The following is a 13,043-nucleotide window of genomic DNA, read 5'->3' on the forward strand; positions in this document are numbered from 1 at the left end:
TTATTCTTGACATAAAACAGAATAAACAACCCATTTCTAACCTCAAAACGAAACGAATCTCCAAGAGAAATTTCATTTGGTACTTTTCAATCAAAATCCACAGAAACTACGCTATACTTAATGAAAGGTCTATTTCATTTAAACCGATTACATATTTATTTATCAAATAGCCCTATGCGTATTCAGATATATAGTATCATTTTGATACAAAGAATCTCTTGCGTTCATAACAACTTCAAAAACTTTCTACTTTATCTCCTATTTTATTCTTGTATTCTAAAACTTCATTTTTAATAATGGTTGACTTATCCAATAGTTTTTGTCATAAAATACAATGTATTTCAGCATTACAAATTCGAATGTCAAACGCTTTCAATTTCATCTTCACTTAGACAATTCAACTTAATTGTATATATTTTTAAATAAAAATCCAAATACAACTTTACATATTTATAATTTATGACAACTTTTATGAGGTAAAAATAATTTTTAAATATCTCTTTCCATTCTCATCATGGTTGAAAAATACCATCTCTTTTTACATTCTTTTCATTCACCATTTTGAATATTCATCAAGCAGATTATTTTCTTAAATCATCAAAACTTCTTAAAAAATTACGTTAAGATTTCATTGTTTTTAAATTATACAATTTCATTTGACAGTCAGAAGATATACCTCTCAAGGCTTTTGGTACTTTTGATAAAAAAAATGGTACAAAAGAACCATTTTTATCCCACATAGTCATAATTTTAACTAAATTTGAATTATAGAAATAAAGTCATAAAAAATTGAACAATATCAAGCAATAGCTTCGTATTTATTCAATAAAATTATTTAAGATTGAGTTCAACATTTGACCTAATTTTAAATAATTCACGCAGAAAATTCCCTAAAACACAATTATATTTATTGGTGACTATTTTGTATCACTTGAGAAGTAAAGCCCTAATGAAATAATATATTAATCCGCCAATTAATATATTATTTATCAATGTAAAACATAGATTGACTCGTTTAATTTTAAGCTGATTCCATTAGGGTTGTTACTTCCATTTATTTTGTATTTCTTCAATTAAAATATATAATTTATACCCAATTTAGTAAAGCTCTATTCTGAAACTCTCATGGGTTTTAGGATAGAGCAAAATTTTGAAATTGCACGGAGCATTCCTCTATTTCAAATGATTAATGCCTTATCATCACATCCATCTTGAGAAATTAGCACTGATTCTCAAATCCAAACCATATTACCTTCACGACTAAAGATGAAATTTGAAATCAAAAACTTCGGATTATATGGCAGAGAACAATCAACAGTTTCGGCTGATTTTCTTAATTTAGTTGCCATAGATTATAGTTGCAGAAAATATAATTGGGAAATCAAACCGCATTTTCATAGTAATCTCTATCAATTTTTTTTCATAGAATCAGGTTCAGGAACGCTGATTATCAACGAAAAAATGAAGAAATTTTCTGGGCAAAATATTATCATTATGCCCGAAAACAATCTGCACGGCTTTAAATTTAGCGATGATATAAAAGGCTACACGCTTTCAGTGTCATCAGCGATTATTGATAAATTCACGAGCCATGATAAAGATTTGCTTTATGAGATTAGTCGGGTAAGATTGCTCAACATGAACAATAATTTTGATGAGTTTAACGATGCAATGGATTCTATCCGTAGAATGATTAAAGAGTTGACTTTGCAAGCGGATAAGGAAGCATTGTTTATGGAAACATTGCTTTTATTATTACTCATTAAAATTTTCAGAATGACTATTGAGTCTGAAAAGGAGTACGTAGCCTCTACACGTGAGTTGGCTTACTACAAGGAGTTCATGAAAATGATTAAAAAAATTGTACCTACGAATAAAAGTATTGACGATTTTACCAAAGATTTAGGCATTAGCAAAACGCACCTTAATCGAGTTTGTCAGACTATTGCAGGCGAATCAACCAAACAAGTAATCAGCAATTACCTTGTTAATGAGGCTATGATTTTGATGGCTCATACCGACATGACCATTTCTGAAATTGCTTATCAATTGGAGTTTAAAGATGTAAGTTATTTTTGTAGATTTTACAAAAAACAGACGGGGATTTCTCCAGCAAAATTCAGAGAGAAAAATCAACATTTAGAACAAAATCAACATGTTGTAGCATTGAATTATTAAAACTGACTCAACTATCTGTTTGAATACAGAGTTGAGCCAGTTTTAAATTATGGAATCATCGTATCGTTACTTGTGCAATATTGGATTATGAGATATATTCCGTAACATTATGCACGACATAACAACGATTGGTAATTATACCCAAGCTATTTGCCACGACTAATCTATTTCAACCCTAACATTTTAATGGCATTTTCCTTCAAAATCAGTGGCTTAACTTCTTCTTTAAAACCTGCTTCTTCAAAATCTTTTAGCCATCTTTCTGGGGTAATCAACGGAAAATCTGTTCCAAATAACATTCTGTTTTTAAGCATAGTATTGGCATATTGTACCAATTGCTTCGGAAAATACTTGGGCGACCAACCACTTAAATCAATATAAACATTGGGTTTGTGCATCGCTACTGAAAGGGCTTCGTCTTGCCAAGGCCAACTTGGGTGAGCAATAATAATTGGGCAATCAGGGAAATCAATTGCTACATCATCTAAGTGCATCGGGTTTGAATATTCCAAACGTAAACCACCTCCACCACGAACACCAGAGCCAAAACCCGAATGTCCCGAATGAAAAAGCATTGGTAATTTATACTCCGCAATGACTTCGTAAAGATGATACGCCATTTTATCGTAAGGATAAAAACCTTGTACTGTCGGATGAAATTTGAAACCTTTTACGCCATAATTTTCGATTAAATCACGAGCTTCTCTTGCTCCCATTCGCCCTTTGTGTGGGTCAATACTGGCAAAAGCAATCATCACATCATCATTTTTCAAAGCACATTCTGCTACTTCAATATTCGGAATCCGTTTTTTGCCCACTTCATGTTCCGAATCTATCGTAAACATCACCAAAGCCATGTTTATATCTCGATAAAAATCAGCGGTTTCTTGCATCGTCGGGCGTTTATCTGACTTGAAATATTTGGCAAAAGCCACATCAAATTCTGGACGAAAATCATCATGCGGTTGACAACACGAAACTTCTGCGTGTGTGTGTACGTCGATGGCGGTAATTTTTTCAATGTTAATCATAATTTTAAAATTTTATTCTACAAATCCAGCTTTAGCTTTTTTTCCAGTTTTTACCCAGTCTCTCAATTCATCAAAAGCAATGGCAGTTTGTTTGGGTGTGAAACTACAATGTGCTTGTCCGTTGGTATATTTTACGGTAAAATATTGGTCTTTAGCTTGTTGACGAACCATATTTTCAAAATTAGAAACACCATACGTCGGCGGAATCAATTGGTCGTAAATGGTGTGCATCAACACAACGGGTTTATTAATGTTTCCTGTGCGTTCGTATTTACCAAAAAGGATTTTTGAGTCCACCGTAGCAGGTAAGCGTTCTGCTTTTTTGTTTACTTCCAAATCGTTCGGGAAACCCGAATAAAGTGTATTTGTATTATCAAAAGGATTTCCTTTTGCCTTTTGTGCAATGTCTCTCAATACGTTTTCATTGAAAAATAAGGACATTGGTAAATCGTCAATTTTCAAGTCAAAACGTTTGGCAAATGCCAAGGCAAGCAATGAATCTTTGGCAAAAATTGCGGCTTTTATTTCCTTTGCTCTACTAAACATTTTCCTTGAATCTTGGGCTTGATAAGGCTTATTGAGGTCGAAAATATCTTTTAAGGAAGTCACCACATTTGGAAATAATCCATTGAAAGTGGCATAAATATCATACTCTTTACGACATTGTAAATATGGACGACTCGAAAATGGACATAGTGGCAAAGCTCCGTGATAATTATCGCCAAAATTTTCGATAGTTGCCAAAGAAATTCCGCCGCCCATCGAATGCCCAACCATAAAAGTGGAGTCTGGTTTACCATATTTTCCGATAAAATATTGTCGCAATGCTTCTGTATCATCAACGCCCTGTGGCAAAGCAAAACCTTGATATTGATAGTCGGAGGCAGCAACGGCAAAACCTCTTTCTAAAAATGTGGACATTCTTTTGATAAAATCGGGGTTTCTACTTTGTCTTGGACTACCCATAAATTCATATCCGTGGGCATACATTACTAATTTTCCTTTCCAATTTTCGGGAAAAAGGATGCGATAATTTGCCCCATTTATTGCTCCTGTATCAATTTTAGCTACATTTTGAGCAAAAGTTGTTGTGGTAAACAACAAAAGAATTAGTAGTTTTTTCATATTACAGGTAGAGACGTTGCCTGCAACGTCTCCCAAAAAGATTAAAATTTTACCAATAAACAACGATTGAATCTTGCAACGAATTTACCTATTCTGCGATTTTTATTTAGACGTTGCAGGCTAAAACAATTATGATAATTTTTAGACGTTGCTAAAACAATTATGATAATTTTTAGACGTTGCTAAAACAATTATGATATTTTTTAGACGTTGCAGGCAACGTCTCTACGCTTCTCCCCAAACTTTAATGGCTGTATTTACTACCAATTCCATTTTACGCCATTGGTCATCGTGTGTCATGTCATTGCCATGATGCGTTGAAGAAAAACCACATTGTGGACTCACACACATATTTTCGATAGGCATATATTTGGCAGCTTCGTCAATTCGTTTGCATAAATCATCAATATTTTCTAATTCTTTTACTTTTGAAGAAATGATTCCTAAAACTACTCTTTTGTTATCTGGCACAAAACGAAGCGGGGCAAAATCACCAGAGCGTTCATCATCATATTCCAAGAAATAACCATCTACATTAATAGAATTGAAAAGGATTTCGGCAACAGGTTCGTAACCACCTTCTGCAAACCATGTACTACGATAATTGCCACGACAAAGGTGAATGCCAACGGTCAAATCTTTTGGACGACCATCAATTACCGAGTTAATCAAGGCTGCGTAGGTTTTGGGTAATTCATTGGGGTCTTCGCCACGTTCAAGGGCGGCAGCACGCATTTTGGGGTCGCAGAGATACGCCAAATTAGTGTCGTCTAATTGCAAATAACGTAGCCCAGATTGATACAATCGGTCAATTTCTTGTTTATAAGCATTGGATAAATCATGGAAAAACTCATCCATATCGGGATATGAATTAATGTCTATTGATTTACGTCCGCCTCTAAAATGTACCATCGTTGGCGAAGGAATGGAAACCTTTGGTGTTTGCGTTGTTACAGTTTTAAGAAACTCAAAATCAGCCACTTGAATATCTTTCACATGAGCCAATTTGCCAGTAACCGTTAATTTTGGAGGCGTAAAACCATCTTCGGCAACTTTTGCATTTGGATTTGCATCAATGCCACCAGTTACGGTTACACCAGCCAATTCTTTCAAGAAATCAAGGTGGAAATAATCACGGCGAAATTCGCCATCAGTGATAGATTTCATACCCGTTGATTCTAACTTTTTGACAGTTTCGGCAATGCCAACATTTTCAATTTCACGTAATTCTTCGGCAGAAATTAGTCCGTTTTTCCATTTCAAACGATTTTCTTTTACTTCGGGAGTTCTTAATAAACTGCCAACATGGTCGGCACGGAAAGGTAGTTTCATGTCTTAATTATTATGTTTTTTAATGAAAAATATATTGCAAACTTATTTCGCCCCCATTCTGATTGCCCCATCTAAACGAATAACCTCGCCATTAAGCATCTGATTTTCAACGATATGCTTCACCAAAGACGCATATTCCGACGGGCGACCCAAACGGGGAGGAAATGGCACTTGTTTCCCCAGAGAGTCCTGAGCATCTTGGGGTAGAGATGCCAAAAGAGGGGTTTCAAAAATCCCTGGAGCAATGGTCATTACTCTAATGCCCATTCTTGCCAATTCACGGGCAATGGGTAAAGTCATGGCAACAATTCCTCCTTTTGAGGCAGCATAAGCCGCTTGCCCGATTTGTCCATCAAAAGCCGCTACCGATGCAGTATTGATAATTACGCCACGTTCGCCATCTGCATTTGGCTCGTTATTTTGCATCACATTAGTTGCTAAACGAATGACGTTAAAAGTACCAACAAGATTGATATTGATAACTTTGGTAAAGAAATCTAAAGAATGTGGGCCATTTTTGCCGACTACTCTTTGGGCAGGGCCAACGCCCGCACAATTGGCAATGCCGTGCAATCCACCGAAAGTTTCCACCGCCAAATCAATGGCATTTTGTACTTGTTCTTCATTTGCTACGTCAGTTTTTACGAATAAAATCTTATCCGATTCTGCCTTTTTACCCGCCTCTTCATTGATGTCTAAAATGACTGCATTTCCGCCATTTTCTACAATCATTTTGGCAGTGGCAAACCCTAAACCCGAAGCTCCGCCTGTGATGATGAATGTTTTATTTTCGATTGTCATTTTGTGTATATTTTTATTGCCACGAAAGCACAAAGAATCTAAGAACAAAATATTCTCTATTTGAAATTATTTATTGCCACGAAGGCACAAAGAATCTAAGAGCAAAATATTCTCTATTTGAAATTATATATTGCCACGAAGGCACAAATAATTGAAGAACTCATTTTACAATTCCTTCAATATATTTATTTCATAACAGTTTCTAAGACAATTTAAACTTAGTGACTTAGCGTCTTCGTGGCACTTATCATCTGATATATCAACCATACATTTCCTCAACCAACGCCGCACGATATTTTAACACGGCTCGTTGATTCAATGAACCTTTATCGGTAATTTCTCCTAAATCAATCGACGGTGGTTCAATCGCAATGACGGCTTTGGCTACTTTACTGGCACTTCCTGTGGCAGATTCTCCTAATTCTATCAATAATTGGTCGATGTATTTTTGTACTTCTTCATGCTGAAAAGCCTCTTTGTTGGAAGTTTCAGTAGATAAATTTGCCAATTTCCGACAAGCGTCTGGATTCAAAAACAAGATAGCTCCAATATATTCACGGTCGAGTCCCGCAATGACCACATCTTGCACAATGGGCGAACCAGCCGATAAAACCTTTGATTTGAGGATGCCAACATTTACCCAAGTTCCCGTTGAAAGTTTAAAATCTTCGGCAATTCTTCCATCAAAAACTAAACCTTTGCTTGGATTATTTTCGTCTAAAAATTTTACGGCATCACCCGTTTTGTAAAAACCTTCTTCGTCAAAAGCCTGAGCCGTTGCTTCTGGGTTTCGCCAATAGCCTTTAGTGACATTCGGGGCATGATAACGAGCTTCTAATTTGTCACCATCGGGAACTAATTTCACTTTCATACCCGCCACAGGCACGCCTAAAAGTCCCGAAAAACTACCTTCCCAAGCCGCAAACATGGCAGAAGGACCCGATTCGGTACAACCCAACCCCGTAATAATCGGCACTATTTTACCCGTCACTTCTACCGATAATTCTTCCAAACGATTCCAAATTGGTTGAGCTAAACTTGCTCCTGCATAAAAAAAGAAACGTAGATTTTTGAAGAATGTTTCTCTAAATTGAGCATCATTTTCCAAATAAGGAATCAGCATTTCAAAACCTTTTGGCACATTAAAATAAGCCGTTGGGGAAATTTCACGGAGATTTTGAACTGTCTTTTCAATGCCTTTTGCCGTTGGTTTTCCGTCATCAATAAAAAGCGAACCACCATTATAAAGTGCCAAACCAAAATTATGATTGCCACCAAAAGTATGATTCCAAGGCAACCAATCCACAAAAACAGGCGGTTCAGTTTGCATAAAAGCAAAGGTTTGCGAAATCTGTTGCAAATTTGCCGACCACATTCCGTGCGTATTGATAACGCCTTTTGGCAAGCCCGTTGACCCCGAAGTAAACAAGATTTTTGCAACGGTATCAGCACTTACTTTTGCATGAGCTTCCTCTACTTTTTCAGTAGCTTCTACCTTTAATAATTCTGCAAAATCAAGATGTTGTGTATTTGTTACCGTTACAATTTCTGCCTCAGGAAACATTGTCTTTGCCAAATTCAAAGCCTTTTCATAAACCTTTCTATCTTGAGCAAAAATCAATTTTGGAGTCATTAATTCCAAGCAATGTTTCAGCTTTCCAAAATCATCCGAAACCAAAGAATACGGTGGTGAAATTGGCGTATAAGGAATCCCGATATGAGCCGAAGCTAAGGCTAACAAAGCGTGTTCAAGGCTATTTTCTGACAAAATAACAATGGTTTGTCCGTCGGTAAAATCCTGATTTAAAAGATATTGAGCAATATTTTCAACCTGACGAAGTGTTTCGGTATATGATAATTCTTGCCAATTTCCTTCTGAATTTCTGCGAGCAATAAAGGTTTTATCAGGCGTTTCTTTAGCCCAAAAACTTAATCTTTCCGTTATTTTTTCTGGAAAATCGGCTAAAGGTTGTTCTAAACTAAACAAAATAGAACCATCAGGATTTATCGTTTTTATAGTTTCAGTAGGTCCAAATTTCATTTTAAAATTGTTTAATGATGTTATAAGTTGTGAATGATGAATTGTGAGTTGTGAATGATTGAAAAGTCCATTTATAATTCACAATTCACCCAATCACAACTATTTTATTCTCCTACTTTCTTGGCTCTTCCTTCCAAAAAATCTCTTAATCTGCCCTGAGCTTCGGGTGTTGATGATGAAATAGTTGCCATCAATGATTCCAACATTAAACCTTCTGATTGCCCCGAATCGACAATTCTTGGCAATACGTGCATCAACGCATAATTGGTCATTCCTGCATTTGAGGCTATTTTTTTGGCTAATTCAATCCCTTTTTCTAAACCGCTTCCTTCTGACACTAAATACTGAGAAAGTCCAACTAAAACGCCTTCTTCTGCCGTAATTACTCGCCCTGTCAGCATCATATCCGTCATGCGAGCCATACCAATTAATTTTGGCAAACGCACCGATGCACCACCACCTACAAAAATGCCTCTTTGTCCTTCGGGCAAAGCATAAAAAGTAGTTTGTTCCGCCACTCTAATATGGCACGCCGAAGCAATTTCCAAGCCTCCGCCCACACACGCACCATGCACAACCGCTACCACAGGAACTTTACCAAATTGTACTTTTTCTAAAGCTCTGTGCCACATTCTCGAATGATTCAAGCCTTCTACAATATCTCTTTCCTTCAATTCAGAAAGGTCAAGTCCTGCACTAAAATGTTTGCCTTCGCCGTAAATAATGGCACATTTTACTCCTTCTGGAATATTTGAAAACACGGTTTCGATACCTAAAATGAGTTCATCATTGATGGCATTTCGTTTTTCTGGACGATTTATTTTTACGAAAAGAATTTCGTCTTTTTGTTCAACTGTTAAAGATTGAGGGATATTCATAATTTTATTTAATGCTTGGTTTTCTATTTTCGATGCTTGGTGTTCATAATTATTTATTTTCAACTGCCATACGGTAAGGCTTTAATGCTAAATAACTGAATAACAGACCAAATCCTCCGCCAATTAAGTATAAAAGCACCAATGAATAGCGAATCATGTTTTCATCTTTGAAGATAAAATCGGTAAAAAATGCTACTAAAAATGGGCCTAAACCAATACCAACTATATTTAAAATGAAAAGAAAAATAGACGAAGCCAAAGCTCTAACTTGATTGGGCATAATTTCTTGAATTGCCGCCGTTGCCGCTCCAAAAGGGGCTGCTAATCCAAAAACAGGAATAGAAATTGCTAATAAAGCCCATTCTGCTTTTGGTAAAAGAGGAACATAAAAAGATATTAACGCTAAAAAGCCCCCTAAAACGCCTACTCGTAATCTTCCGTCTGTTTTGCCTTCTTTGGTGAGTTTATCGGCGTACCAACCGCCAAATATTACCCCCAATATAGAAGAAATAACAACCACTAAACCAAAAAATGCCCCTGCTCTTGGCACTTCCCAACCGTAAGTTCTGGAAACAAAAGTAGGAACCCACGCATTACAACCGTAGTTTATTAAAGCCTGACAAGCGGTTGAAAAACAGATTAATAAATAAGCTTTTTTATGTTTGAAAATAATAGCGAATGATTCAGAAAAAGATAATTTAACCGTTTGCCCTGCTACTTGGAGTGAGTTTTTACGAGAAGGTTCTGTAATGGTAAAAAGTAATAAAGCAATCACTAAACCCGGAATTCCGACATACAAGAAAATCATTTGCCAAGGATAAATTTCACCAAAGACAGGTACAGTCATCATGCCTTCTGTTGGCAATTTAGCCACAATTCCTGAGCCAATCAACGTTGCCAAACCTGAGCCTAAAAACACCCCCATCGAAAAAATACTCATGGCAGTTGCCAAACGATTTTTAGGAAAAATATCCGCAATCAATGAAAAAGCAGAAGGTGAAAGCGTGGATTCGCCCACCCCAACGCCCATTCTCACTAAAAAGAACTGGGTATAATTCGCAATACCTGCACAAAGTGTCGTCATTACTGACCATATCGAAATACCTACAATAATGATATTTCTACGATTTTTTCTATCCGCCAAACGCCCAATCATCATTCCGAAGAGCGTATAAAAAATGGCAAAACTCAGTCCCATCAATAAACTCATTTCGGTATCCGTCAAATGTAAGTCTCGCTTGATAGGTTTTACTAATAAGCTCAGGATTTGGCGGTCAATGAATGATGAAATATTGGCTAATGTCAATATAAAAATGACGTACCAAGCGTATCTATTTGAGTTTTGTGAGTTCATTAGTAGCTATATTATCTTAAAATTCCGTTAAATGGTCTTACAAAAAGACAAAAAAATATTCAAATTGTCTAATACTAATTTATGATTGCAGTATAAGTAAATCTTATTGAACTTTGAACTCCCCTAAATTAAAAAGAGTGACAACGCAAAGCATCATCACTCTTTTAATTATTTTCAATTTATATTGAGAAAATCTATTAATTCTTCTGAAATTCTCCCGTAGCACGAATTGAAATTTCGTCTCCAACCATCACCGTTGCTAATTTTCCTCCAATACCAAAATCGCTTCTTTTAATAGTTGTAGTAGCTTTAATACCTAATTGTAATTTCTTGTTACTTGGGTTCGGGTGTGCCGCTGGGCCATTCATGGTTACGTCAAAAGTTGTTGATTTTGTTACTCCTTTCATCGTTAAATCACCCGTCATGGTATATTTATTCCCTGTTATTTTTTTCAAAGAAGTGCTTTTGAAAGTAATCGTTGGAAATTTCTCTACGTTAAACATATCTTCTCCTTTCAAGTGTCCATCACGCATTTCAAGGTCTGTATTGATGCTCGCAGATTCTATGATAATTTCAAAAACTGCATCCGACAAATCATCTTTTGAAGCGGTAATTTTACCATCAAATTTCTTGAAATATCCGTCAACTTCTGAAATTCCGTGATGTTCGGCAATGAAAGTAAACTTTGAGTGACCTTTGTCAATCGTCCATTGTGCAAACGATGAAATTGACACTAAGATAAAAGCGAAAAGTAACGTTATTTTTTTCATGTTGTTTTTTGTTTAAGCGTTAAAGGAAATTGGGGTTAAGAAAATGGCAAAAAATAATGTATCCTATTCGACTTGGATTAATTTCCCGAAAGTTTTAAAACTTTCGGGAAGTTCGGCAATAAATAACTATCACTACAAACGTACCGTGCTAATTTTCAAGCTATTACGTTTATTGGCTTGTTTCACTTCATAAGCTACAAGTAATTGATTGTCAAGCACTAAACCTGTTGAGTTAATACCATTTGAAGAACCATCTACCCAAATAGTTTCCGAAACATTATCTTTGTTTACTTTCTTGAAAGCAATTTGAGTAAGATTATTTTCTGGTTTATTTTGCTCCCAAAGTAAGATTTGACTCTGTGAACCTTCTGCCAAAGCTGCATTTTTTGCCGATGATTCACTTAATACTACTAATTTCTTTCCTTCATTGCTCACCAATCTAATACCACTTTCCTTTTCTGTTCCTGAGTACCAAGCAAATAATGAGCCTTTTCCAGCAGTGGTAGCAACCGCTCCGCTATGTGGGCAACCGTTGATTTTCCACTCGTCATTATGCAAAATTTGAGGTTTCGAGAATGTTTCAGCATTATCTGTTGAAACCATTTTCGCCATGTCTCTGATATTATCGTTATTGTCACGATAAACAATATTTAATGCTCCATTGGCATCAATCAACATACTAATTGGGCAACAGTCGCATACCACAGGGTCGATAACTCTTTCTGGTTGAAACTTTCCACCTTTTGTAACCACCATACGCAAATCACGTTCTTCGTGTTTTGTACTGTTGGCAACGTCTTTTAAATAAGCGACTGCCACTTCATCATTTGGCAATACAACGGCATCAAAAAAACCTCTTACAATTCCTTGTTTTGGGTCAGAATCAACTGATTCGGGTTTTGTCCAAGTATTTCCACCATCTGTTGAAACACAGTAAACAATATTAGAAGAACGTCCACCGCCACGCCCGCCTTGTGGAGGAGCAGGCTGATTTTGCGGAGGAGTACCGCCCTGAGAATGTCCATCTGCATGAGGAGGATTTTGAGCTTGTGGAGGAGCAGATTCTCCACGATTTGAGAATACCGCAACTAAACTCCCATCTTTTTTGGTAAGCACTTTGGCACGCATCATACGGCTATTGGCAACACCTGCTCCTGCGAAAATCACTTTTTTATCTGAAAACGTTTTGCCTCTATCTTTTGAAAATGCTACACAAAAAGAAGTTACTCCGTCTGCATCTTTTTCTGTCCACGAAAGCATTACATCGCCTTTGGGAGTCTGAGCCAACAATGGCATCGAATACGCTTTTGTAGTATCATCGGGATTTAGGTTTGAAAAGTTATTGTCTTCAATAATTGAATGACAAACTGCAATTTCTGAAGATGTATTTTCAACTTTTTTACTGCTGAAAAACGCTCCAATTCCTAATAATAAAAGCTGAAATGAAATGATTAACTTAATCATGATTTTTAAATTTAATTGTTTGAGTAACACAGACTTTAGTCTGTAACTGTATTTTTACAGACTAAAGTC

The 13,043-nt window shown here is 36.2% G+C and carries 10 protein-coding genes; 1 reads left to right on the plus strand and 9 read right to left on the minus strand.

What is annotated here, in order from left to right; all coding sequences use genetic code 11:
- Nucleotides 1–1,266 precede the first annotated feature (1,266 nt).
- Nucleotides 1,267–2,178, plus strand: coding sequence for an AraC family transcriptional regulator (locus tag VB796_RS18275; RefSeq protein WP_323348024.1), 912 nt, complete (start codon nucleotides 1,267–1,269; stop codon nucleotides 2,176–2,178).
- Between the two features lie 164 nt (nucleotides 2,179–2,342).
- Here the strand turns inward: VB796_RS18275 and VB796_RS18280 are convergent, their stop codons facing one another.
- The 9 genes from VB796_RS18280 to VB796_RS18320 all read right to left on the minus strand — a co-directional run bounded on the left by VB796_RS18280 (nucleotide 2,343) and on the right by VB796_RS18320 (nucleotide 12,974).
- On the minus strand, nucleotides 2,343–3,209 hold the full coding sequence (locus tag VB796_RS18280; RefSeq protein WP_323348025.1) for an amidohydrolase family protein: 867 nt from the start codon (nucleotides 3,207–3,209) through the stop codon (nucleotides 2,343–2,345).
- A gap of 12 nt (nucleotides 3,210–3,221) precedes the next feature.
- Nucleotides 3,222–4,334 carry an alpha/beta hydrolase gene (locus VB796_RS18285; RefSeq protein WP_323348026.1) on the minus strand — a complete coding sequence of 371 codons (1,113 nt, stop codon included), beginning with the start codon at nucleotides 4,332–4,334 and terminating at the stop codon, nucleotides 3,222–3,224.
- A 225-nt stretch (nucleotides 4,335–4,559) separates the two neighbouring features.
- A complete protein-coding gene (locus tag VB796_RS18290) occupies nucleotides 4,560–5,666 on the minus strand; it encodes a 5-methyltetrahydropteroyltriglutamate--homocysteine S-methyltransferase (protein ID WP_323348027.1) in 1,107 nt (368 codons plus the stop codon).
- A gap of 42 nt (nucleotides 5,667–5,708) precedes the next feature.
- The gene (locus tag VB796_RS18295) at nucleotides 5,709–6,467 is read right to left on the minus strand and encodes a 3-hydroxyacyl-CoA dehydrogenase (RefSeq protein ID WP_323348028.1); all 759 of its coding nucleotides are present in this window, start codon (nucleotides 6,465–6,467) and stop codon (nucleotides 5,709–5,711) included.
- A 259-nt stretch (nucleotides 6,468–6,726) separates the two neighbouring features.
- Complete coding sequence (locus VB796_RS18300) at nucleotides 6,727–8,508, minus strand: feruloyl-CoA synthase (protein ID WP_323348029.1); 1,782 nt, start codon at nucleotides 8,506–8,508, stop codon at nucleotides 6,727–6,729.
- Nucleotides 8,509–8,612: 104 nt separating this feature from the next.
- Nucleotides 8,613–9,386 (minus strand): crotonase/enoyl-CoA hydratase family protein, encoded by a 774-nt coding sequence (locus tag VB796_RS18305; RefSeq protein WP_323348030.1) that lies wholly within the window; start codon nucleotides 9,384–9,386, stop codon nucleotides 8,613–8,615.
- A gap of 49 nt (nucleotides 9,387–9,435) precedes the next feature.
- Entirely contained in the window at nucleotides 9,436–10,740 is a 1,305-nt protein-coding gene (locus VB796_RS18310; protein WP_323348031.1) for an MFS transporter, read from the minus strand.
- Between the two features lie 197 nt (nucleotides 10,741–10,937).
- Complete coding sequence (locus tag VB796_RS18315; protein ID WP_323348032.1) at nucleotides 10,938–11,510, minus strand: YceI family protein; 573 nt, start codon at nucleotides 11,508–11,510, stop codon at nucleotides 10,938–10,940.
- A 132-nt stretch (nucleotides 11,511–11,642) separates the two neighbouring features.
- On the minus strand, nucleotides 11,643–12,974 hold the full coding sequence (locus VB796_RS18320) for a sialidase family protein (RefSeq protein WP_323348033.1): 1,332 nt from the start codon (nucleotides 12,972–12,974) through the stop codon (nucleotides 11,643–11,645).
- Nucleotides 12,975–13,043: the final 69 nt, after the last annotated feature.

This window comes from Arcicella sp. LKC2W, from assembly GCF_034931005.1.
Taxonomy (GTDB): domain Bacteria; phylum Bacteroidota; class Bacteroidia; order Cytophagales; family Spirosomataceae; genus Arcicella.